Genomic DNA, 24,717 nt, shown 5'->3' with positions numbered 1-24,717 from the left:
TTGTGTATGAATAAGTTCTACCTCGCTCGATTTGGCTTCTTTTCTCTATTGGCTATAATTACATTAGTTACAAGTGCCCAATCCATAAATGGACAAATAGATGGTCGTTTAGCAGATTCTGTATCCGGTAAGCCGATTCCCTTTGCTACGATAGTTATTCAATTGCCAAACGGACAGCTTCAAGCCGGAACGAATACTGATCAAAAAGGCGTATTCGTCCTTGATAACGTATCATTTGGAACCTATCAGTTAGTAATATCATCGGTAGGTTATCAGACCAAAACTCGCTCAATTTCATTAATGGCTGATAAGCAAAAATTGACACTAGCCTTAATTAAGCTATTGCCCATAACAAGTACACTTACTGAAGTTAACGTTATAGGTAAAAAGCCAATAGTTGAAGACAAAGGTGATCACCTGGTTTACAATGCCGCACAGGATATTACTAACGCAGGAGGATCAGCAATCGATGTTATGCGGAAAGTGCCAATGGTTAGCATTGATCAGACTGGCGATTTACAACTGAGGGGTAGTAGTAGTATTCTGGTACTAGTAAACGGTAAACCATCGAGCGCTATGGCTAATAATCGGGTCAATGCATTAAAGCAAATACCTGCCAGCATGATTAAAGCCGTAGAGGTAATGACAAGCCCTGGAGCAAAGTATGATGCTGAAGGTTCAGCGGGCGTTATCAATATTATTATGAAGAAAGCACCGCTTGGCGTTTCTGGAAACCTAAATACTACAGCAGGGAATGTGAGCAGTAGACTAGGTGGAGATGTTAGTGTGAGAAGAGAAAAAGCAGCTATTTCTCTTTCTGCAAATGGGTATACAAATCGCAATCGTTACGAAAACAGGATTGACCGAACAGAGCTTGATGACCAAAATAATGTACTGTTGCCGGTTTCCATCCTGAAACAAACCAGCACGAAAGATAATACGACCTTTGGTGGTTACAGCGAATTTAATTTAGAGTATAACCCCGACTCTACTAATCATCTTAATGCATCCGCAAGTTTTTTTGGAAGCCAAATTCCTAACAACAGTATATTATCGACTCAATTGTCGAGTGCTTCTGATTCAGTTTTACAATCTTTCCGGCGATCTATCAATTCGCAGAACAAAGCAGGTAATGTACAATTAGATTTAGGATGGACTAAAATCCTCAAAAAGACTTGGGTTGGCTCAGAAAATGATGAATTTCCCGAGCTATCAATTTTAACTCAATACAGCCAAACACCAGATAATAATAATTATAACCTGATTCAGACTAATTGGCTAGCGGATAGGCCGACTTATTTAGAACGAAGTACGAATCGGAGCTATAGTGATGAGTATACCTTTCAGACCGATTTTGTCAATCCTTTCCGATTGACAATGCGCCACGATACGCTCAATTGTAAACTGGAAACCGGGGCTAAAGTAATCCGACGTAATACTGGTAGTAACTACCAGATTAAGACTTCGTCTACTGGCTTAGAAGCTGATTACCTGCCTGAGCCTACACAATCAGACGTTTTTTCGTATAATCAATCCATTGTGTCAGGGTATGCTTCTTTACGGACAGAATCGAAACAACACTGGCAGGCAACAATAGGGTTACGCTTTGAATATACAACTATTCAAGGGGACTTTATAACGTCAAATACGAAAATCAATAATCAATATAGTAACCTGATCCCTAACATAAACCTATCAAAGACAATCAACGGTAAACATACGTTGAAGATAAGCTATTCACAAAGACTAGCCAGACCATTGATTTCGTATTTGAATCCTTATCGCAATTATGCCGATTCAAAAAATGTACAATCTGGAAATCCCTATTTGCTCCCAGAGCAAACTCACAGTATAGAATTAGGATATAGCACTTTTTCTGAAAGTGGGTTGTCGTTTTCGTCAGCCTTGTTTAGGCGACAAACTAACAATGATATTCAATCAGTAACGGTTATTGACCAGTTGGGGGTGGGTGTTACTACTCCACAAAATATAGGAAATAACAGTACCTATGGTTTAAATATGAGTGTCTCGCTCAGCCCTGTTAAAAGCCTTAATCTATATGCCAATACAACGATTTCTTACGCTAATTTAACCAGTCCTTATCAACGTAGTAGTGGTTGGATGGCAAATTCGAATTTAAGTGCTACATATAAATGGCCGAATAACGTAGCTATTCAATTCGATAGCTATTACACTTCAGGGCAGATTTTATTGCAAAGCCAAACAGGTGGATGGTATTTTTATGGTTTTGCTGTAAGAAAAGAATTTATGGCCGATAAAAAGGCAGCTATAGGGCTTAATCTTAACAATTTTTTTACGCCCTCACTGCTTATTCGGAACCATAACAAGGCACCCGATTTTGATTCTGTCAACACCTCCATTTTGCTTGTGAACCGGAGCATAGGGCTGACATTCAGTTACCGTTTTGGTAAGGAGAACGATAATGAATGGGAGAACAAAAAGATCAGTAATGATGATGGAAAAACCAGAAAACTCGATTGAGATTCATTTAAAAGGCTTTTATTGAAACTTCAGCGGTTGTTTAAGGCCGCTATTTTTCTTCAGGTCCATAACCATCGAGCCGACCCAGAGGTCAACTTCCACTTTGACGGGGACTTTATTAGTATCGTCCGAAACAAAAATCCGGATTGATTCTTCGTCCTTGAATAGCTTGTTCTGAGGTAGAACGGGGTTCAATTTCAGAACGTTAATTCGGCCCTGCTTTGTTTTTATTACGTCTTTTCCGCGATACCGCACTTTCATATTGTAAATGGTATCGTCGTAGAAAGCAGGAACCTCAATTACCTGCCCGGAAGCGAGTTTGCTGAAGTCGATAGTCCGCAGAAAATAATAACCACTAATCAGATCATGGACATTATCCGGGACTTTAAATACATCTTTCTCCGTGCGTTCTTCGGCTTTTACCGTATTGGCTTCGTGGTTGAACGTAATGTTTTCCTCCTTACGATAGTTGTTTTCCTGAAGGTTTGTGTAAAACTTCTGGGGTAAGATAGCCGACGTGTCAATGTACGAACGCCAGGTATCGCGAATGCGGGTGACCAGGTCAAAAGCACCGACGGTTCGGCCGTCCACATTGACGCGATAGCAAGGCCGGTCATTGACTTTGTAAAGGGTAGGGCTGACGTCAACAACAGCTTCTGCCGCATTGATAAACCCGTAATGGACACGATACTCGAGGTGTTCGCCGGGGCCAAAACTAGTATTTACTACACGTCGATACGTATTCAGGGCTGTAAAACCACTGCCTAGAACAAAAAGAATACCGATGCTTATCAATAATTTCTTCATAATTCTGCCATCTCTACTAAGACCCTTACAGGGATGGATAGGTTTGTTTTAGGTATGTCAGGTATCGCTTAAAATCTCCTTTGAACTGGTTTTCGAACTCCTGCCGGAAGCGATTCTGTTGCTTCCGATACGTCAGATAACCAATAAAATACGCATTGTTCGGTAGGTTTAGTTTTTCTAAACGTCGTTTTTTTATTGAACGAGTCGTTTGGTCACTACGTTCGTCGGTAATTGTGTCTGAGGAGACAACAATCTGCCGAATCACATCCCACTTCAACGAATCTTTGACTGGAATAGGGGTCGACGGTTTAAATGTGTGGTATAAACTATCGAGAGAATGGGTTCCGCGCAGAATATGATCGTCATAGCGTTCATAAAATGCTTTCGTTGCCAGGTAATTGCGGTAGGGCATTGAGTCCTTTCCATACTTCTGGGCAAGAAAACGCAGTGCCCCATATTCCCCTACAAAATCAGCCAGGTTCTCGTTGTACTCTAAACTATTTTTAATAAATAATGTCCCGTGCGTTAGCTCATGAATAATTAATTCAGCCAAACTACCAACGGGCCTATCCAGAAAACTGGACAGAATGGGATCATTCAAAAATCCTAATGTTGACCAGGCCGATACTTCGCCTGTACGCGTATCATAACCTTCTCGTTTCAAGTCAGAAACCGTTGAGTCTGCCCGGTCTTTTTCAAAGAAACCCTTGTACGAAAAAGTACCTAGTATTGGAAAATTCCATTGACGGGCAACAAGTTGATAGGGTTCTGCTGCCGTGATAACCCAGAGGATTGGCTTACCATGCTGATCGTAAAAAGATTCGTAGCTACCCGACTTGTCGAGCCCGAGAGAATCTATAGCAAAACGCTTAATTTCGCGGATAAGTTCTATTTTTTGTTTTAGTGAATCGGGATACGTCGGATCTGCCAGGACTTCGTCGACAGGTTTTGTATTCCACAGGATTCGTACCTGACCACGTGCCTGCATCCAGCCGTAGCTCACCAGTTCATGCTGCCATATACCCAGGACAACTAAAATCAGCAAGACCCCTATACCGATTTTTTTCCACATACACTCGACTCAATTCTGATTACAAACATACAAGATACCGTGGATACAAAACAGCGAGCAGCAGACAGTGTTTACATACGGTAACTGTCTACTACTCACTGTTTGTTTGAGGAATTCCTGCTTATGCCAATAACTGCCCGTGCAAAACGGGTCGATCATCTTTGAGGGCTGCGTTCAGAATAGCCAGGCTCTTTTTGAATTCGACCGTTACGTTGTTCTGATCGAAGTGGCAGGTAATGGTTTCGTAGTGGGCCGTTTCGATGAAACGGACGGTCAGAACGAAGGTGTTCTGATCGGTCCAGGTACCGCTGGAGGCTATTTTGGTTTTTGTCTCGCCCGGAATGATGGTTGGGGTTAATTTAAGTGGTAGCGATGACAGATCCGTTTCTTTTTCAATCCAGCGCCCCATGCCACAGTTGATTCGGTGCTCGCCTTTATCATCTTCGAGTTTGAAAATACCGCCATCCTTCCCAAAGTTGAGCCATACGGTTTTGATACGTAACGAATTGTCAGCGATGCTGAAGGTTTTTCCATCGATCTGAGCGACAATTGGCGACGTTGAGGCTACCTGCTGAAGGGGCAGTGCGAGAGACGCCAGTTTCTGCTTCAGTTCGGCCTGGGTTTTCGTGTTGGCAGGCAGTGTTTTGCCTTTTGCGGCCCCAAGAATGTGCTTCCATACGTTGTCCAGAATGGCCTGCATATCGGCGGTCTCGCTGGTAATGGCCACCACGATATTTTCTTTGGGCATCACAATACAATATTGACCATAGGCGCCATCGCCCCGGTAAGCGTCGTTCCGGCAGCGCCAGAACTGATAGCCGTAGCCTTGCAGCCAATCGTTTTCTTCTTTCGGCCGAGAGCCTCCTTTCGACTGTATCTCGAATTTGGTGGCATTCTCAATCCAATTGGCGGCAATAAGGCGCTTACCACTCCAGACGCCTTTCTGTAAATAAAGCTGACCAAATTTGGCAATATCTTCGGTTTTGACCCGGAGTCCCCAACCACCCGTATTGATGCCCTGTGGGTCGACCTCCCAATCGGCGCCTTCGATGCCCAACGGGTCGAAAAGACGAGGTTTCAGATAAGTCAGGATGGTTTGGCCAGTGAGTTTCTGAACAATAGCGGAGAGCATGTACGTAGCAATGCTATTGTAGAGAAAAAATGTTCCGGGTTTATGCTCAACGGGCTGGGCTAAAAAGGCTTTGACCCAATTCTTTTCTGACCGGACGGCAGGCTCTTTATCGTGACCTGTCGACATGGTTAGCAGATCTTTCACCCGCATAGCGGCCAGATTGTCGCTTACCGTAGCAGGCAGGTCATTGGGGAAGAATTTGATAACCTTATCTTCGACCGTTAACCGTTTTTCGGCTACGGCTAAACCAACCGCCGTCGACGTAAAGCTTTTGCTCAGCGAATACAGCGTGTGTTTCAGGTCAGGCGCATAAGGCGCCCACCAGCCTTCGGTTACTACGTTACCGTTACGTAGCACCATCACGCTGTGTAGATTAAGCTTTTGCTGTTCAACCGCATTCAGAAAATTCAGAATGTCGGCTGATGACATCCCTTGTGATTCGGGTGTACTACGAACGAGCTTTGTAGCGGTTTTAGCGAAGCTATCGTATGGTAGCGAAGTCAGGAGGCCAATGCCAGCGGCACCAAAACCGATTTGTTTTAGAAAGAGCCTGCGATTGAGCTGCATATTCTTGAAAATAAACGTCTGGAAGCAAAAGCAGAAAGGGATCTAATTCTCCTGCTATTGGCCTTTGAATAGTGTATGGATAGAACCGTCATATCGGCTCTTCTGCGACAGGAGTCCACCACTAGCTATCCATGCGCGGGTTATTTGCGGATTATGAGCTGCTGACCAACTTCAATGGTGTAGTTCGATAAATGATTCCAGTTCATGAGATCCTTGACGGCTACTTTATGGATCAGGGCAATCCGATACAGGGTCTGGCCTGGTTTTACAGTATGATGAAACAAGTATTGGGATGAATCTATGTCGGAAAGGCGAACAACATCGGTACTGGGCTTCCCAGAAGAATCGGCTTTTGATGGAGTGGGTGACTGTTTTTGGATCAATAACATATCGCCCGTTTTTAGGGGACTGCTAGCGGTTCTATTATTCCAGCTATAGAGTTGCTGGACCGTTACAGCGTGTTGTCTGGCTATTGCGTGGTATGTTTCGCCCGCTACAACGCAATGATAAAGCATAGGGTCTTTGGGGGTTTCTTCCACGATTGTATCGTCTGGATCTAGTTCCGACTCCGGACTTAATGCTGCTGTGTTTGTCTCATTTGTGTTCAATGGCTTATAGGAGAGCCGCGTTTCGTCAGAGAGTTCTGTAATTATAGTAGTACTATCATCAACAGATTGGGTAGGTAAGTCTACCTTTTCTGGCGTTGATTCTTCCGGGGCAGACTGGTTATTTTCCGTGTCGACTTGTTGAATATATTCAAACGCTTTTCCGGTTGGCCGTTTCCGCTGTAGCCAAAGAACACGTCCTGTCTGTAATCGCTGCGTGGCTTTAACGTGATTGAACTTCTGCAACGATTTAATTTTTACGCCGTACATAGCCGAAATGGATCGTAAGCTTTGATCGTTCTGAACGATATGAAAGGGGACCTTAGCTCGTTTCGCCTTTGGTTCAAGGTAGTATATGGTTCCTGGGCTGATGACGCTGGTAGCTGTCAGGTCGTTGTATTTTAAGAATGTATTGACTGACAGTTTGCCTAAAAAGGATAGGGTAATAACATTATCGCAGTTTTGAGCCTGAATGCCCCGATAGCCGTTGATCGAGTAGTAAGTAGCGGCTGACCGCAGTCCTTCTCCTTTTTCTGTACTCTTCTTTACTATGGGGAAGCCAATGTCGGTCAGTTGGTTTGTCTGTTTAGCTGATAGTTGCCGTTCACCCGACAAAGCATAGGTGAATTCGCTAGGGGTGAGTTGAACAATAACGGGATATGGAGTCTGGGTCGGTATCCGGCTGGTACGCAGCCAGGTGTTGTAGGTGATGACCTGCTGCGCGCTAACCTGCAACTGCTGTGCAATATCCTGAAGTGTTTTTCCCCCTCCGTTCTTGTATTCGTACAAGATATATTGAGCCGGTTTTTGGTTTGTGGCCATCTCATGGTCGAAAACCAGCTTACGGGCAATTACTTTCCAGAATAAGGAGGAGCTTTGAGCATTAGGCATGATGTAGTATGCGCTAAGCCGATCCGGGACTGATGAGTCGCCATTGATATTCAGATAGTCCAGTAAAGAAGCAACATAATTTTTTCGTATTCGATGCCAATAATCAATGTCTCGCAAAGCCGCTTGGGTGCAGACTAGCGGATGCAACCGTTCATCAATCTGCCCATTGGACGTTAGTTTTAACTGATGCCCTTTGCTAAGTGAGGTTCCCCAATAACCGACAGAATTTACGTCCGGAAAAATGGGAGCTACATGTATGAAATCGGGAGGGATATTGGATGCCCTGAGCAACGGATTGAGTAAAGGAGCTAATTGCTGAATGCTGTAGACGTAGGATGTAACAACTGACCGTTTAGCGTAGAGCTTTTCTACTTCTTCTTTTACCTTTAATTGATTATTCTGGGTTAAATGAACCGTAACACCGGCAAATTCAATATCAAATGGAATGTTGGGGGCAGCCTGGCCTAATGCAGCTTGTGAAACGAATAAAGTAGCCCATCCGCTGGTCAAAAACACGGAAAGAAGCCATACTTTTTTGCAGATTCCTATTGAGGATGTATAGGATGTAGCCATGTGGATTTGTAGAGGAAATGATGTCAATAAGAAACGGATAAGCCAAGGCCTGGAAGGGGTGATTCTCATAACTACCGGAAAACATGCCAGGCGTCTACCAATCCCAATAACCGCTAGTGGGTTCAGATAGAAGCCGTATAGCCAAGCAAAAACCCTTCAGCTACATACCTTTGGAGTTAGCTATAGGTACTAAAAGTGCTTTACAGCATATTGCCATCATCCGTAGCTGATCGGCTCGGTTGGCGCTGCTTTTTAGGCAGGCCAGTGACGATTAGGGCTTGCAGAAGATGTTGACTAATACATAAATCTGGAATTGATTCGGGCTGGTAACCAGTTGGTTAAGTTGACTTTTGCTACTAAATGGTCAGACAATAGAGCCAATTGTTCCTATAGATAAAAGCGGGGAGCGATAAAGGTGTAGCTCATTGCCATCCAGCCCCAGACTATGTTTTTTAGCTACGACGCTTGTACTTTGTTGTCGATCTGCTCGTACTATGTTAGGCGGGAGTTTATCGGGACGTCTGGAAACCCAATCTTTTTCAAATTGATAAAAAGTGTCTTGCTCTGGGCTGCTCTGTAAAGCTTTAGAGTAAGCTTTGGTGAGGAAGAGGTAGTTGACATTCGTCATCGTATAGTAAGATAGAGAATATTTGTTACTTGTTCGGTAGTCACAATACTGACTAATCGCCTTCAAGTATAAGTATAATTATGCTTACTTTTTAGAAAGAATTATATCTTACTTTATAGAATGTAGTGGTGGATGGTGTAAAAAGATAGATGTAGCGGTATTGTTATGTCTTTTATTTATTTTATTATGTAAATAGGATTGATTTTAGATTGAAAATAAAAATACTATGTGGAGTTTGTGTAGTACTAAAATCAACAGTAGTGATCGAATAGCTTGCTTTTGGCTAAGCTTCTTAGTTATTGAGGAAGAATGCGTAGCACCTCAGTCTTTAACGTAGCGCGGAATAGCAACATTGGCTACTGGTGGACAAGCAGGATAATGACTTTACCTATAAAAAAGTGTTTCAGTACGTTACCCTGCTTGTTTGCGGTTGTGTTATTCCATAATGAATACAGTTAAGGTCTTTGACCCATGCGCCCCGATCACGAGCGACTGTTCGATATCGGCGGTTTTCGAGGGTCCGGCAATAAATGTTCCGAAGCCTACGCTGGTATCGATTCGGGGATACGCTTCATGCATGTTGCCAACCAGATTTTTCTCTGAAATGACAATCGATAGATTAAGCGTAATGAATGGTAAAACCCGAATGCCCATAGCCGCTTCGTCAACCCAGATAGCTGCATTTTCGGCCACGCCAACGATTCCCTCCAGTACAACCAGATGTAGCGTATCCAGTAACCGAAGTTCTTCGGCGGGGGTGAAGTTGCTTATGTCGAGGCCCGGCACATGGCTCAGCACCGGCAAACTCAGGTCATAATCGGTTGCCAGAAACGCTTTAGCCTCATCCATGGATGATACCCGAATAGCTCGGCCGCCGTTTGTTTTTACCATCGTCATAAACGATTCGACGAGGTTGTCGGGCGTAATGTTGGGAGGGAAGCCAATCGGATCGGGCAAAGGCAAGAGATCAGGTTTACCGCGCCGGATGGCTGCTAAGATTGTATCACGTGTGCTCGTTTCAGCCATTCGTTTTTTTGTTTTGTTGCGCGTACCAGTCGCGGAAACTTTGTTCGGGAGGTTGTGGCATGTCGCGGTGAATAGCCCACGGATTTAAGCCCGGCTTATTGGCCAGTGACGGGAAGGTTTGCATAAGCCAGCGGCCAGCTCTGCCAGCAAAACGATATAACCAGGGACGGCTAAACAAGGCGTCCATGCCGGCCATTCCTACTTTTTTAGCTGGCTCAACGGCTCCGGCAGCCCCCAAAACCTGCCGCCATTTATAGAGTTGCTGATGGATATCGATTTTCACCGGACATACATTGGAACACGATCCGCAAAGCGTTGAAGCAAACGGCAGATCGGCGTATTCGTTCATATCGATATTTGGGGCCAGAATAGAGCCAATTGGCCCAGCCACAGCCGAATGATAGCTATGGCCTCCGCTACGTCGGTATACCGGGCAGGTATTCATGCAGGCTGCGCAACGGATACATTTCAGCGAGTTCCGAAAGTCGGGGCTGGCTAACTGACGCGTCCGACCATTATCGACCAGGACCAGGTGCATTTCCTGACCGGGAGCAGGCTTTTGAAAATGGCTGGAGAAGGTCGTTATGGCTTGTCCGGTAGCCGATCGGGCCAGTAAACGAAGAAATACACCGAGGTGCTCGGCCTTCGGAATTACTTTTTCAATGCCCATGCAGGCAATGTGAACCTTAGATAGATGAACGCCAAGGTCTGCGTTCCCTTCGTTAGTACAGACAACGAAGCCACCCGTTTCGGCAACGGCGAAGTTTACGCCCGTAATGGCTACATCGGCCATCAGAAACTTCTGCCGCAGGTGGATACGGGCTGCTTCGGTCAGGTATTGTGGATCGTCAGCGCCAGCGTCAGTGCCGAGGTGTTTATGGAATAAATCGCCGATGTGCTTCTTCTTGAGGTGAATAGCCGGCATCACGATGTGGCTGGGCGGCTCTTCCCGGAGCTGAATGATTCGCTCGCCCAGGTCTGTATCGATGACCTCGATGCCCTGTTTAATCAAAAACGGATTCAAATGGCACTCTTCGGTGAGCATCGATTTGCTCTTGACAATTTTGGTTGCGTTGTGTTTCCGAAGAATATCGTAAACGATCTGGTTATGTTCGTCGCCGTTAGCCGCCCAGTGAACTGTAATTCCGTTTCGGCGGGCGTTTTCTTCCAACTGAATCAGGTAGTTATCCAGGTTCGACAGCGCATGGTTTTTAATCTGGGATGCCTGTTCCCGTAAGGCTTCCCACTCAGGTATTGTTTGGGCTGCCCGGTCGCGCTTGCTACGTACGAACCACAGCGTTTCGTTGTGCCAGTCTGTGTTCTCTTCGTCGCGGACAAACGTTTCCGCAGCTGTGGCATGTTTAGGTGAAGCCGTTTTCATAAAGTTGATTTAATTTTCGGCCGTCAGAATTTCGGCAATGTGCATCACCCGGACGGGCGCTTTCTGACGACGTAACACGCCTTCTAACTGCATCAGGCACGACATGTCGCCACCCGTAATTACTTCGGCACCGTGTCGGAGGTGGTCAGCCACGCGGTCTTTCCCCATTTTGGACGAAACAGCCTCTTCGAATACGCAGAACGTACCGCCAAACCCACAACATTCGTCGGGCTGCGATAGCTGAATAAGATCAAGTCCGTCAACCATACGTAGCAAAGTTTCTGGCTTGGAAAACTTTGGCGCCATCAATTCCGACATTGACGACAGGTGGAGTCCGCGCTGACCGTGGCAACTGGTGTGCAAGCCTACCCGATGCGGGAAACGAGCTTTAGGCAATTCGCTGACTTTCAGAACATCGGTCAGAAACTCGCAAAGTTCATAGACGTTGTTACGTAGCCGGGTTGCTTCGGCGGGGTTTTCGTCGGAATGTAAGTGATCTTTAAGATGAAGAACACAACTTCCCGAAGGGCCCACGACCACATCGCAATTCGCAAAATTTCGGATAAAATTCCTGTCGCAGCCCACCGACAAGCTCTGGAAACCTGAGTTGGCCATAGGCTGGCCGCAACAGGTCTGCTCCATAGGGAAAATGACATTGACGCCGAGAGATTCGAGCAATCGTAAAGTGGCAATGCCTACTTTCGGATAAAACTGATCGACGTAACAGGGAATAAATAAGCCTACGTTCATCTTCTACAACTATTCACTTACGAAAATAACGATGCCCGTCTGGAAATCGGTTCTTTCCCGACAGGATTAACAGAATTAACATGATTTTATTCGTACTCTTTTTAGTTTCCCGTCAATCTTGTTAATCCTCTCAAAAAACAATTAGGATTGTGTACCCAGACTAATCAGTACGGTTGATAGTACAATCAGGAACAACCCGGCAAAGACAACACCATAGGTACGGCGGCTGGCGCCCCGCCATTCCCAAAGAATCAAGCCCCAGAGGGTACTGAACGTAATAATAAAAGCCATGTGCATGGTCCAGCCTGCGAACCGGATGCCATCGGGAAGATAATTATCGCCCATGCCGTAGAAGAAGAACTGAAAATACCAGGTTGTTCCGGCCAGAAGCGCCCAGACGTAATTACGTAGCAAAGGAGTCTGACTATCTGTGTAGTCGCCGAAGGACTTATTCCGCCGGTTCAGAATCATACACCAGATAAAATTGGTGATAAAGCCGCCAAACATCAACACGGGATAGATCGCATTATTCTGCCAGAGTGGGTCGGTTCCGTTCGAAACGGCCTGTTGCGCAATCGGACGACCGGCCGCCAGTGCGAAGGCAAAGCAGGCACTTAGAATTCCCGAAACTGTAGCAACAATAATTCCTTTTCGCAGATCAAATTCGGCCACGGTTGCCTTTTGCTGTTCGGGGTTGAGTTCTTTTTCTTTAAGCATGCCGGCCCAGCCACAAACGGCAATACCCGCTAAACACATGGCAACACCACCCAAGGTGAAATGGCCGGTTCGCGTGTGAAGGAGCATATCGGTTTTACCTTCCCAGATGGGTGGCACAAGTGTGCCGAACGCGGAACAAAAGCCGAGAGCGACCGCCATGCCGAGTGATATACCCAGATAACGCATGGTCAATCCGAAGGTTAAGCCCCCAATACCCCAGAGAACGCCGAAAAAGAATGTCCAGAAAAGTGTGCTGCTATCGGCCGACGTAATGCTGGGTATCAGCCCGTTAACGGTTAGGCTGCCCATAACCCAGGGAACAATAATCCATGAGGCTACACCACCCACTATCCAGGCACTTTCCCACGACCATTGTTTAACGTTACGGAAGGGCAAATAAAAACTGCCGGAAGCAAACCCACCGACAGCATGATAAAAAACTCCCAGAATAGCATTCATAAGTAAAAGGTTTAGGGCATTTTCGAGGGCTTGGGCCACTTGTTTCCTGGGGGAGAAAAAGTGGTTTGTAAAATTGATATTCTTTCCTGATACAACTTTCCTGCTCTTTCCTACGTCCAGAAAGCAATTAGCCCTAAAAAGTTAGGGGCAACCTTTTAGGGCTGTAAACGATTAGGCCGAATAGCCTCTTGTTTCAACGTCGTGGACGGTTTCGCCCGTCAGTTCGTCCAGGAATTGATCATGCGCCATAGGTTTAGAAAACATGGGAAAATTCTTGGTGCAGGCAAAGGTTTGTTCCTCTTCACTCAACGTAGCGGTACAGTCGGTGAGCGTAATCACTTCAAAGCCTTTTTCATAACCCGAACGCATGGTTGATTCCACGCAGCAATTCGTCAGAAATCCGCCCAAGGCAATGGTTTCAATCCCTTTGCTACGTAGAATAAAGTCCAGATTGGTACTAGCGAACGCGTCTAATCCGCGTTTTCCTTCCAGCACAATATCGCCCGGTTGAGGAGCCATCGAATCCACGATTTCGACACCCCACGATCCTTTGCGAAACGATTGGCTATCGACAACTCCTTTCAGGATACCGTATGGGTGTTTAGTAATTTCAAAATAACCTTCCTGAAAGCTAATGGGCGAATGAATGATCACAGCTCCGGCTTCGCGGGCTTTCTGAACCAGCTCAATCGTGTTCTGGAGCATATTGGTTGACGCCATAACGCCCTTGACAGCGTCGTGCAGACTACCTCCCGGCGAGGTGAAATCATTCTGATATTCGATCAGAACAACAGCGGTTTTTTGCGGATTCATAGCTAGTTGGGGTTGATAACGATATGATAACGAAAGGAGAGCCAACCGCGTGTTTACTCTAATGCCTGATAAACAGCAATCCGGAATTTTCTGACGAAATCGCTGTAATACGCGTATGGTTGTACATTCGTAAAGATCACCATAACAAGCTGTTCTTTAGGATCGACCGTAAACTCGGAGCAATACATGCCGCCCCAGCCGAAGGAGCCCGGTGACGCCTGATCGCCATAGCGCGAATTTTCGGTGATCAACTGCACTCCCAATCCGAATTTGTCTTTCCGATCCCACACCTCGGCAGCACCTATCTGGTTACGTAGCATCATCTCAACCGTCTTTCTACCCAGAATACGCTGGTTATTGAACAGTCCGCCATTCAATAGCATCTGAGCGAATTTAGCGTAGTCTTCGGCCGTACTGATCAAGCCCGCTCCGCCCGAAAAATACGTTTTGGCCCCTGTTGTCGATGAATGGCGATACGCTTCGTTGGTGTGGAGTGTCAATGGCTTATCCATGCTCGATTTGCTGTATAGTTCAACCAATCGACTGGCTTTCGTATCGGGAAGATAAAAGTACGTATCGTTCATACCCAGTGGCGTCAGAACGCGTTCGCGCATGGCAACGTCGAGGGGTTTGCCGGATAGTATTTCAACGAGTCGACCAATGATGTCGGTGTTCAGGCCATACGTAAATCCGGCTCCGGTCGAATCGCTGCCGGGGTCACGTAGCAACGGGCGTTTCGCCAATTTATTAATCGCATTTTCGAGCTTATCAGCCGCTAACGAATTAAAAAAGGACACGTTAAATTCTGGCCGTTTGTCGAGTGGATGCTCATAGGGTAAGCCTGCATTGTGGCTAAGTAACTGTCGGATGGTGATTTCTCCTTTGGCCGGACGTGTTTCATAAGAGCCGCCAGTCGGATCGTTTTTGTCGTATTTAACCAGCACCCTGGGATTTTTAAAGGCCGGAATGTATTTCGAAATAGGATCATCGAGCAGAAATTTCTCCTCTTCATACAACGTCATCAACGTAACGGTCGTAATTGCTTTCGACTGCGAGGCAATCCGATACATATCGTCGCGTTTCAGGGGTATTTCCCTTTCCAGATTCTTATACCCGAACGCTTTATAATGAACAATTTTGCCTTTATGCGCTACGAACGTAACAGCATTGGGGGCAATGCCCTGATCAATCAAACCCTGCAGCCAGGTATCGAGTCGTTTTAGCCGATCGGCCGAGAAACCAGCTTCGGTAGCCGATTTAGGGATTGTGAAGGTCTGGGGTGATTGGGCAAAAAGTGATGGAGTAATAAAAGTAAGTAGGAGGAGTAAACGCATTGGTTGAATAGCTTGTCATTTATACTGGTGAAAACGACAAGCTATTTATTTTCTACTTTCCCCAATCCCAGGCAACAACCACCCAGGTTTCGCCGATAGCCGGATCATGAAATTCGTGTATTGCCTCAAAACCGACGCGGGCGTGGGCACGTAGCGAACGGACGTTATTGGCGGAAATATCCGTGATCAGGAGCTGATACGTAGTACTATACACTTCCCGGTGGTGATCATACATTCGGTCAAACAACCGCTGGCCCCGATAACCGTCTGCTACACAAACCTGACCCATTACGTACCAGTTGTAGGAACGTAACGGTTTGTCCTGATACGTTAGCGTATCAATTAAATCGAAGAGGGGGAGCAGCTCTGGAACATCACTCCCGAATTGAGGAAGCATCGTCAGCGCGTAACCGACAACCGTATCGCCATCTTTGGCAATGATGCTGGGAGCCGCCTGATTCATGCGGGTAAGCACGGCCGGGTCATGTTCAACCGTTACAAACCCCTGATCGACCTGAACGTCGAGGGAGACATTTTTGCGCAGATTTTTTTGTTGTAGAGCCAGAATGCCGCGTACGTCGGTATCGGACTGGACAGTAGTAATCGAAATCATGTAGTCAGTTAAGCGATGCTAATACGCTCAGATTGAGCCAGGAAAGCAGAGTCGACCTCGGCCCCGATTCCGGGCAGTTCGGGTAGCTCAATCTGATAGCCGTTATAGGTTATGCCATTGTAAACCGGATCGTCGGCATGTTCGAAACAGCCGTCCAGATCGCAAAAGCGTACGTTCTGCCGAGCCGCTGCGAAATGAGCATTGGCCGTCAGCGCCAGCCGCGACTCCGACATACAGCCGATCATACACGGAATACCGGCGGCTTCGGCAATGGCATTGATCTTTAAAGCCTCAAAAATACCCCCACTTTTCGATAGCTTGATATTGAAATAATCGACAGCTTCTTCGCGTACCAGTCGGATGGCGTCGGCGGCATCGAACAGGCTTTCGTCGGCCATAATCGGGACCGCTACGTGTTGCCGAATCTGGCGTAGCCCGGCAATATCGTGACGCTTAATGGGTTGCTCGCAATACTGAACGTTCCAGTCGCCAATACCCCGTAGCACGGCCTGAGCCGTAATAGTGTCCCAACCCTGATTGGCATCTGTCCGGATAGGAATTTCGTCGCCAATCGCTTCCCGAATGGCCTCTATCCGGGCTATATCATCCCGCAGATTCGTTCCTAATTTTACCTTAATCGCTTCCGCGCCTTTTTCTTTGATACGTAGCGCGTCGGCCACCATCCGCTCAGGCGTATTGATGTAAATAGTTTCGTCGGTTACGAGCGCCCGTTTTTCGCCACCCAGAAACTGGTAGAGTGGCATATGGGCTGCTTTAGCTGCCAGGTCATACAAGGCCATATCGAAGGCCGAGCGGGTGGTTGGGTGAGCGGGTAAATAACGTACTAATGCGTTAATACACCCCTCGATATCCAGCGGATTTCGACCGATGAGCAACCGTGCCATATCATGAGCGGCTGCTAATCCCGAGGACTGTGTTTCACCGGCAATCATCCAGAATGGTGAGCCTTCGCCCCAGCCCGTGATGCTCTCATTCGTCTGTATTTCGACCAACATATTGCGAGCGTGTTCAATCGTTCCCAGCGAGATAGCAATGGGTGCTTTAAGCGAAATATCGTACCGGTACAGGTTGATTCTGGTGATTTTCATTTTTACAGAGGAGCGAAAAGAACCTGAAGTTGGTAGCCCCAAGAAGAGTTATTAAGTAAGTAAACTTACTGTTGATTATTTCCCACAGAGACAAGGAGAACACGGAGGTATCGATTATACTAAATCAACTCACTGTGGCCTCCGTGTCTCTGTGGGAAATTAACTTTTTACGTTAATTAGGAAACTGGCTCTTGTCGAGGCCCGGAATGATACGTAGCGCGTTTTTGTAATAGACTTTTTTCAGGATTTCGTCGGGGAGAGCCATGCCGTACATACGCCAGAAAGCATGGTATTTTTTGTGGTATGGAAAATACTCGTCGTCGCTTTCCAGCACCCGGAAATACGTAGCATATTCGGAAGGAACCCAGCTGTCTTTGCCAAACAGAATCCGATCCTGGTATTTTTCGAAGAATTTACGCGACGCTCTGGGCTGGCGGCCTAGTTCGGCGATAACGGCCCCAATTTCAACATTCATGTTTGGGAAAACAGTCATCAAGCTGTCGAGCTTTTGCAGATCATTTGGGAACCAGCCCATGTGAGCGGCAATAAACTTGGTTTTCGGATGCTTTCTGAACACATTATGCTGTTCGGCAATCAGTTGTTCCCAGGGCACCGGATCGTTGGCCGACCGTTTCCGGCCACCGTGCAGTTTCAATTCCAGCCAACGCTCGTTATACCGATCCATTGGGTCCCAGAAGGATTTAGGATCGGCCGTGTGGATCAGTACCGGAACGCCTAACTCACCACATTTAGCCCAGACCGGATCAAGACGCGGATCATCAACCCGGACTCGCTTTCCTTTATCGTCTTTAACGTTGAAACCTAGGTTTTTATAGATTTTTAGTCCATGAGCCCCTTTTTTTACGTCGTCCTCCAGGGTTTTGACGGCTATAGCCGTCCAGTTTTTATCGTCGACATTGCTAAAATTGAGGTTCGTAAACAAGGCCAATCGCTTTGGATTACTTTTCTGAATGTTAGCCAGAGCGTTGTCGAAAAACTTGGTGCTCTCCGCTTCACTGTTGCTGAAACCCCGACCGCTTAGATTGATCATTAACCCCATGTTCAGATCGTCCATCTGCGCAATTAACTTGCTCAGGTCTTCACGATCCATCTGATACTGATGGTTGTGCACGTCAATAAACGGATACTTCGAGCGGGTCAGTTTGTGCTCGGGTACTTTCAGCGTCGAAACCGGATCGTACTCTTCAAAGCCGAGTGGCATATCGGGTTGAGTCGGTTTGGGCTGACCACAGGCAACTACGCCTGCCAACAGGAAAACAGGGAGGTAAATCAGGCTTTTCATACAAGCGGTTGTAGTAAACTAATCCTTAAAGATAAGAGCCACACAATGAGCGGCAATGCCTTCGCCCCGGCCCACAAAACCAATATGCTCCGAAGTGGTTGCTTTGATGGAAATGTCGTCTTCCGGGATGGCCATTACGTCGGCCAGACACGCTTTCATGGCCGGGATATGTGGGTTAAGCTTGGGTTCCTGCAAAACGACCGTTACGTCGACGTTTGAAATCTCGTAGCCTGCGCCCCGTACCATACGTAGCACTTCGGCCAGCAGAAGTTTGCTGTCTACGCCTTTCCAGCGCGGGTCTTTATCTGAGAAGTGGTAGCCGATGTTACGCATGTTGGCGGCTCCCAGCAGCGCATCGCACAGTACGTGGCAGACCACATCGGCATCGGAATGGCCAACCGGCCCGAACGTACTGGGAATCTGAATACCGCCCAGCCAGAAAGCACGCCCTTCTTCCAGGCGATGCACATCATACCCTTGTCCTACGCGTATTTTCATTCTATGCCGCCGATGCGTCAGCCCGATAATAGAGCGTTGAACAATTGTCTTTACGTAACACCTGCTGCGCCATAGCCTGGATGTCGTTGGACGTAATGGCCTGGATGTGGGCCGCTTCCTGATTAACCAGGTCGGGGTTGCCCGCATTGGCTGCGAAGGCAAGGTTCATAGCCCGGTTCAGCAGCTCAACTTCAGAAAAAGCGAGTGTTGCTTCGGCCTGGTTTTTTACTTTCGCCAGTTCCTCTTCCGATACAGTTTGATCGATAAATTCCTGAACGACGGCCTCTACAGCTGCATCGGCTTCTTCGAGGGTTACGCCACTATTGAGCGTTCCCTGAATAACCAGCAACCCCGGATCGATAGACGACGTAATATATGCCCCAACGTTGCTGAAGAGGGGATTATCGCGCAGTAGTTTCTGGTAGAGCCGCGATGATTTACTACGTCCAAGCATATCGCTCAAGAGATCGGCGGTATGGAAACCTGGCTCAAAGCGACCTGGCATATGGTAGGCTTTGTACAAGCCGTTCAACGGAACCTTCGCCGATGTTTCGAGCTTGCGGGCTTCGGTCTGAATAGGCTCCGTGGGGAGTTGCCGGATATACTGCGGTCCTGCCGGAATAGGTTCAAACCACTTAGCGCATAGCTGTTTGACCTGCTCAACCGTTACGTTGCCCGCCACGACTAGAACGGCATTGTTGGGCAGATAATACTTGAAGAAAAAGTCTTTTACGTCGTCCAACGTAGCGTTTTCGATATGGTTTATGTCTTTGCCGATCGTTGCCCAGCGATACGGGTGTTGTTGGTAAGCCAGTGGACGTAGCTTGAGCCAGACGTCGCCATATGGCTGATTCAGATAGCGCTGTTTGAATTCTTCAATGACCACCTTCTGCTGCACATCCAGCACCTGCGGATCGAACGACAGGCTCAGCATCCGGTCCGATTCGAGCCAGAACGCCGTTTCCAGATTGGCCGCCGGAAGGGTAATGTAATAGTTGGTGATATCTGGACTAGTGAAGGCGTTATTTTCGCCACCTACTTTTTGCAGGGGTTCATCGTACGAAGGGATGTGCCGGGAACCGCCAAACATCAGGTGTTCAAATAAATGAGCAAATCCCGTTTTTTCTGGATCTTCGTCGCGTGAACCTACGTTGTAAAGAATATTAACGGCTGCAATGGGAGTCGATTCGTCTTCGTGGACAAATACGCGCAGGCCATTATTGAGTACGAACTGTTCGTAATGAATCATAGATAAAACTTTTGCGTATAGCTATCGTTAGATAATACGCTGTTAACAAAAGTACGTTTCGGCTTGTATAGAATCAAACGATGGTTCATCACATAAATGGTAATGGCCTTGAAATACCTATTCTTTCTTTTTACTAGTCTGTGCTTATCGCTGGTTAGCCGAGCGCAGGTGATGAACGATCCATCTTTTCAGCAGACGGTATTGAAAACGCTCGATAATCTGTACAACTGCGATTTTGCCGAAGCCGAAGGGATGATCAAACAAATTCAGACCCGGTATCCGCAGCACCCAATCGGCCCGATTCTGCGCGCTACTCAACTGGAGCTTCAGTACTTGCCATTACATGAGAATAAAGCGGCTACGGCGCAGTTTATTCAGGCCGCCGAGCGCGGGCTGGCACTTTCCAAGCCTATGCTAGATAAAAACGAAGATGATCCTGAAGGGGTGTTTTTCGCATTAACCGCTCATAGTTATCTGGCGTCGTTATATAACAATCGGGGCGATGCGCTGAAGGCCGTTGGGGAGTCTAAAAAAGCATATAGTTATCTGAAATCGGGTTTTACACTGGTTAACAAGACTCCTGATTTTTATTTTACGTCGGGTCTTTACAATTACTACATCGAACGTTATCCAATGGATCATTCGGTCGTGAAACCGTTTATGCTTTTCTTTCAGGATGGCGATATGGCGCAGGGATTGAAACAAATCGACATAGCAAGTAAAAAGTCGGTATTTATGCGGCCTGTGGCTAATTACTATCTGGCGCATATTTACCTGAAGCACGAGATGAATCCCAGCCGGGCTTCTACATACACGAAATATCTGGCTGATAAATATCCCAACAATCCACTGTTCGGAATGATCAATGCGGAAGCTCTACTCTTGTCGGGTCGTTACGCCGAAGCCAGACCCTACGTAGAGCAATTGAAGAAAATGTCGAACAAGCTGGTACCTCTGGCCGTCAATACGTTCGAGGGAATGCTGGCTGAATATGATGAGAAAAACGATAAAGACGCGCTAGCGTTCTACGAAAAAGCGCTGAAACTTCCTTTTAGTGAAGCTTATACGAAGGAATACCACGGCTTTGCCTATTCCGGAATTGCACGGATCGCTGCTCGAGCTAATGACCGAAATCGAGCCAAAATGTTCTACAAGAAAGCGCTGGCAGTGAGTGAATACAAATCGCTGATTCGGGAGGCTAAAGCGTATCGATAATCAGAACCGCTGTCAGAATCTGCGGGATTTAACGGATAAGGGGATAACAACAGATTTTGCTGTTATCCCTTTATCCGTTAAATCCCGGTTAGTAGTCGACTTCCAGATTGAGTACTTTTCGTAGTTCGTGCAGGGCAGGGTTCTTTTCGGCCAGATAGTTGAATTTGTCCTGCGAGCTGTAAATCATCTTCTTGACTTCCTGAATCACCACTTTATGTTCAATCTGTATCTGGCTATTCTGAAGTTCTTTCCGCAGGTAGCCCAGTAAATCAGGCTTCAATTCGTTCAGGAAATCGACCTGCAACGTATTGTCGAGCGTTAAATGAACGGTGGTTCCGTCAAGCGTCAGCTCTCTGTTAAGAACAACCTGCTCCGACGTAATGTCGTTCTGCTGCTTACGGATGCGGGCAAATGTTGACCAGACATCCTGTAAATCATCCAGATTGAATGCCTTATCAACACGAGTTGTGTTAAACGAGGAAGCTACTTCGGCGGTGTCGGTCGAAGGACCTGCCGCTACGCTGGCGTTCAGCGATAGGGTAGAACGTAGCTTGCTACCCGGTGGACGTACCGGCGCAGGAATAGGCTGCTTGGGCGGCAGTGCTTTCGTCGTCGTGCCGTTAGCTCCATGTACGGGCGCCTGTGGAGTAGCCGAAACGACACCATTCGCTGGCGAGCCGTTCGTTACGTTCGTTTGGTAACTGGTTACGGGCTCGCTGGTGATGGGCTGACTTTCGGCCAGTTGATGACCGGAATCAGACGGGGATGGACTGCTCTGGACTGGCTGACCGTTTTTTTTTTCGACGGCTGGCTGGCCGGTAGCAATACTTTCAGCGGGGCGGCTACTAGTTACCGGCGCTACCTTATCGACGTTGTCGGGCAAAGCATTCCAGTCAAGCAGGTTTCGCAGGTTAGCCAGTTTCATCAGCCAAAGCTCAATATGCAACCGCTGGTCCTTGGCCTGCTTATAATTCATGTCGCACTGGCCGCCCAGACTAAGGGCCGACAGCAGGAATGACATCGGCGCGTGAGCCGACTGGTCGAGGTATTGCCGACGGACGTTTTCGGTTACCTGGAGTAATTGAACGGTGGCGGCATCCTTACAGACCAGCAAATCGCGGAAGTGCCGGCATAAACCGACCACGAACTGGTGGCCATCGAACCCTTTTCGTAGTATCTCATCGACCGTCAGCAGACTTTGAGGCAGGTTGCCAGCCAGCAGTAGGTCAGTAAGCTTGAAATAATAGTCGTAATCCAGAATGTGCAGGTTATCCAGCACTTCCTTGTACCGAATAATCCGATCGGCGGCAAACGTTACGTTCAGATCGAACATCGATAGGGCATCCCGAAGGCCACCGTCTGCTTTCTGAGCAATCAGGTCCAGGGCTTCGGTTTCGGCCGTGATGTTTTCTTTTTCAGCAATTCGGGCCAGGTGGTCGGCAATATGCTGGGGCTGAATTCGATTGAAATCGAAAATCTGACAACGCGACAGAATGGTTGGCAGAATCTTATGCTTTTCGGTCGTGGCCAGAATGAAAATCGCGTAGGAGGGAGGTTCTTCCAGCGTTTTCAGAAAGGCGTTGAAAGCCGCCGACGAGAGCATATGAACCTCGTCAATAATATAAATCTTATACTTACCTGACTGGGGTGGGTAACGAACCTGATCAATCAGATTTCGGATGTCTTCAACGGAGTTATTCGATGCCGCATCCAACTCGTGAATGTTGAACGATGCATTCTGTTTGAAGCTAACGCACGATTCGCAGGTATCGCAGGCTTCTCCTTCAGGAGTCAGGTTTTGGCAGTTAATTGTCTTGGCCAGAATCCGGGCACAGGTGGTTTTGCCCACTCCGCGCGGCCCACAGAATAAAAACGCCGACGCTAAATGATTGGTCTTGATAGCGTTTTTAAGGGTGGTAGTAATGTGCTCCTGCCCAACAACGGTATCAAAAGTAGCAGGGCGGTACTTGCGGGCCGAGACCACGAAATTTTCCATACTCAAAGTTAGCAAGGTCGGTCCGGATTTCAAACGGAGAAGTAGACGGATTCTGATTCGTGGCCCACTAAGCCTAAAAAAGACAGATTGCTATTCGGATAGGGTTTGTAGGTCATAAAAGGCCGTTGTCCACGATTATTTGTAGGTTTGTTTGTATTATTATGGGGTTTTTGAGTAAATGCCAATTAACGATAGCGTATGATTTTTCGCTTACTGTTCGTAAGTGTGCTGATTAGTAGCTGCCACCGTGAGCAGTCTACCGATCAACCTATCACGTTCTGGTGCTCCAACAATGCGGGTGAAATTACATTTGCTCAACAGCAAACCGAACGTTGGAAAAAGCTACATCCTGATAAACCACTACGTTACCAGCCGATACCAGAAGGGCAGTCGAGCGAAGAGATTATTCTGGCGTCAGTTGTTGGCAAGACAACACCCGACATTTATGCCAACATGTGGCAGGGTAATGTTGAGATGTATGCCAAGGCAGGCGTTCTGATTCCGCTGGATACGTTAACGGGATTTCGAGAGTTTATTGCGGCTCGGTGCGACAGTGCCGTGATTCGGGAAATTACCTCATCCGACGGCCATATCTATCAGGTGCCCTGGAAAGTAAATCCGATTATGCTGTTTTGTAATATTCCGGCTCTCAGCGCACTACGTAGTGCACAGCCTCCCTATACCTATTCGACGTATCTGGAGGCAGGCCGCCAGTTCAGACAGGATAAAAACGGAGATGGGTATGTCGATCAGTGGCTGGGCTATACCGAAGTGAAAGCCATTTGGTATCAACGCCTGTTCAATTTTTACCCGTTGTATCTGGCGGCTTCTAACGGCGCCCCCCTCATCAAGAACAACAAAGCTGCTTTTAACAATCAGTACGCTATTGAGGTGTTCAGGTTTCTACAGACGCTGTATAAGAATGATTATTTTGCCAGGGAGCGGCTCTCGGCAACCCGCGATCCTTTTCTGGCGCAACGTATCGCTACGCAGTTTACGGGTCCATGGACGGTGAGCTTTCTGGATAAATTCAAAGATCCTGGTTTCGACTATGGAATTTATACCATGCCGGTGCCCGATGGACATCAGGGGCCAGTGTATACCTACGGCGATCCGAAGAATATCGTCATTTTCAACACCTGCCGTGATCCTCAAACGGCTTGGGAGTTCGTGAAAACGCTCATTGATAAAGAAGGGGATCGGCAGTTGATGGAACTGACCAACCAGTTTCCCCGCCGTAAGCACGTAGACACCGATCCGTTTTTTGCTACGTTCCTCGCCAACAATCCTCGTCTGAAGCCATTTGCCCAACAGTCCCGCTACATTAAAGGAGTTGATAATTGCGAAGTCATTGTTGAGGTATTTGATATTATTTCACAGGAATACGAAGCGTGTGTCATTTTTAATAAAAAAACGCCTGAAGCGGCTATTGCTGATGCGGCAAGGGCAGTGGATGTGTTACTGGGCACAAATTGAG

Annotated in this window: 20 protein-coding genes; 3 read left to right on the top strand and 17 right to left on the bottom strand. The window is 47.2% G+C overall.

What is annotated here, in order from left to right; translation table 11 throughout:
- Positions 1-6: 6 nt before the first annotated feature.
- Positions 7-2,502 (top strand): outer membrane beta-barrel family protein, encoded by a 2,496-nt coding sequence (locus GK108_RS19000; RefSeq protein ID WP_163951999.1) that lies wholly within the window; start codon positions 7-9, stop codon positions 2,500-2,502.
- Between the two features lie 18 nt (positions 2,503-2,520).
- Here the strand turns inward: GK108_RS19000 and GK108_RS18995 are convergent, their stop codons facing one another.
- From GK108_RS18995 to GK108_RS18920, 16 genes are all read right to left on the bottom strand, one after another.
- The gene (locus tag GK108_RS18995) at positions 2,521-3,309 is read right to left on the bottom strand and encodes a DUF3108 domain-containing protein (protein WP_163951996.1); all 789 of its coding nucleotides are present in this window, start codon (positions 3,307-3,309) and stop codon (positions 2,521-2,523) included.
- Positions 3,310-3,334: 25 nt separating this feature from the next.
- Positions 3,335-4,381 (bottom strand): aminopeptidase, encoded by a 1,047-nt coding sequence (locus GK108_RS18990; RefSeq protein ID WP_163951994.1) that lies wholly within the window; start codon positions 4,379-4,381, stop codon positions 3,335-3,337.
- A 121-nt stretch (positions 4,382-4,502) separates the two neighbouring features.
- Positions 4,503-6,080 (bottom strand): serine hydrolase domain-containing protein, encoded by a 1,578-nt coding sequence (locus GK108_RS18985; RefSeq protein ID WP_163951992.1) that lies wholly within the window; start codon positions 6,078-6,080, stop codon positions 4,503-4,505.
- Positions 6,081-6,220: 140 nt separating this feature from the next.
- On the bottom strand, positions 6,221-8,149 hold the full coding sequence (locus GK108_RS18980; RefSeq protein ID WP_163951990.1) for a LysM peptidoglycan-binding domain-containing protein: 1,929 nt from the start codon (positions 8,147-8,149) through the stop codon (positions 6,221-6,223).
- A gap of 364 nt (positions 8,150-8,513) precedes the next feature.
- Positions 8,514-8,777: a hypothetical protein gene (locus GK108_RS18975; protein ID WP_163951989.1), complete on the bottom strand. Its 264-nt coding sequence runs from the start codon at positions 8,775-8,777 to the stop codon at positions 8,514-8,516.
- Between the two features lie 435 nt (positions 8,778-9,212).
- Positions 9,213-9,803 carry a LutC/YkgG family protein gene (locus tag GK108_RS18970; protein WP_163951987.1) on the bottom strand — a complete coding sequence of 197 codons (591 nt, stop codon included), beginning with the start codon at positions 9,801-9,803 and terminating at the stop codon, positions 9,213-9,215.
- On the bottom strand, positions 9,796-11,184 hold the full coding sequence (locus GK108_RS18965; protein WP_163951985.1) for a lactate utilization protein B: 1,389 nt from the start codon (positions 11,182-11,184) through the stop codon (positions 9,796-9,798). Before GK108_RS18965 ends, GK108_RS18970 begins: the two co-directional genes overlap by 8 nt.
- Positions 11,185-11,193: 9 nt before the next feature.
- A complete protein-coding gene (locus GK108_RS18960) occupies positions 11,194-11,934 on the bottom strand; it encodes a (Fe-S)-binding protein (protein ID WP_163951983.1) in 741 nt (246 codons plus the stop codon).
- Positions 11,935-12,075: 141 nt separating this feature from the next.
- The gene (rhaT, locus tag GK108_RS18955; protein ID WP_163951981.1) at positions 12,076-13,110 is read right to left on the bottom strand and encodes an L-rhamnose/proton symporter RhaT; all 1,035 of its coding nucleotides are present in this window, start codon (positions 13,108-13,110) and stop codon (positions 12,076-12,078) included.
- Positions 13,111-13,281: 171 nt separating this feature from the next.
- Complete coding sequence (locus GK108_RS18950) at positions 13,282-13,923, bottom strand: cysteine hydrolase (protein ID WP_163951980.1); 642 nt, start codon at positions 13,921-13,923, stop codon at positions 13,282-13,284.
- Between the two features lie 53 nt (positions 13,924-13,976).
- Positions 13,977-15,257: a serine hydrolase domain-containing protein gene (locus GK108_RS18945; protein WP_163951978.1), complete on the bottom strand. Its 1,281-nt coding sequence runs from the start codon at positions 15,255-15,257 to the stop codon at positions 13,977-13,979.
- 52 nt (positions 15,258-15,309) lie between these two features.
- Positions 15,310-15,870, bottom strand: coding sequence for a GNAT family N-acetyltransferase (locus GK108_RS18940; protein ID WP_163951977.1), 561 nt, complete (start codon positions 15,868-15,870; stop codon positions 15,310-15,312).
- 8 nt (positions 15,871-15,878) lie between these two features.
- Positions 15,879-16,979 (bottom strand): mandelate racemase/muconate lactonizing enzyme family protein, encoded by a 1,101-nt coding sequence (locus GK108_RS18935; protein WP_163951975.1) that lies wholly within the window; start codon positions 16,977-16,979, stop codon positions 15,879-15,881.
- A 172-nt stretch (positions 16,980-17,151) separates the two neighbouring features.
- Complete coding sequence (locus GK108_RS18930; RefSeq protein WP_163951973.1) at positions 17,152-18,282, bottom strand: amidohydrolase family protein; 1,131 nt, start codon at positions 18,280-18,282, stop codon at positions 17,152-17,154.
- Positions 18,283-18,300: 18 nt separating this feature from the next.
- Positions 18,301-18,780: a 2-C-methyl-D-erythritol 2,4-cyclodiphosphate synthase gene (gene ispF / locus GK108_RS18925; RefSeq protein ID WP_163951971.1), complete on the bottom strand. Its 480-nt coding sequence runs from the start codon at positions 18,778-18,780 to the stop codon at positions 18,301-18,303.
- 1 nt (position 18,781) lies between these two features.
- Positions 18,782-20,029, bottom strand: a complete 1,248-nt coding sequence (locus GK108_RS18920) for a M16 family metallopeptidase (RefSeq protein WP_163951969.1) — start codon at positions 20,027-20,029, stop codon at positions 18,782-18,784.
- A 102-nt stretch (positions 20,030-20,131) separates the two neighbouring features.
- On the opposite strand from GK108_RS18920, the gene GK108_RS18915 reads away from it, so the two are divergent.
- Positions 20,132-21,244 (top strand): tetratricopeptide repeat protein, encoded by a 1,113-nt coding sequence (locus GK108_RS18915; RefSeq protein ID WP_163951967.1) that lies wholly within the window; start codon positions 20,132-20,134, stop codon positions 21,242-21,244.
- Positions 21,245-21,332: 88 nt separating this feature from the next.
- Here the strand turns inward: GK108_RS18915 and GK108_RS18910 are convergent, their stop codons facing one another.
- Positions 21,333-23,240 (bottom strand): DNA polymerase III subunit gamma/tau, encoded by a 1,908-nt coding sequence (locus tag GK108_RS18910; protein ID WP_163951965.1) that lies wholly within the window; start codon positions 23,238-23,240, stop codon positions 21,333-21,335.
- A gap of 198 nt (positions 23,241-23,438) precedes the next feature.
- Between GK108_RS18910 and GK108_RS18905 the strand changes: the two genes are divergently transcribed.
- The gene (locus tag GK108_RS18905) at positions 23,439-24,716 is read left to right on the top strand and encodes an extracellular solute-binding protein (protein WP_163951962.1); all 1,278 of its coding nucleotides are present in this window, start codon (positions 23,439-23,441) and stop codon (positions 24,714-24,716) included.
- Position 24,717: the final 1 nt, after the last annotated feature.

This window comes from Spirosoma terrae (assembly GCF_010435915.1).
Lineage (GTDB): Bacteria > Bacteroidota > Bacteroidia > Cytophagales > Spirosomataceae > Spirosoma > Spirosoma terrae.
This window is presented reverse-complemented; position numbering and strand designations above follow the sequence as displayed.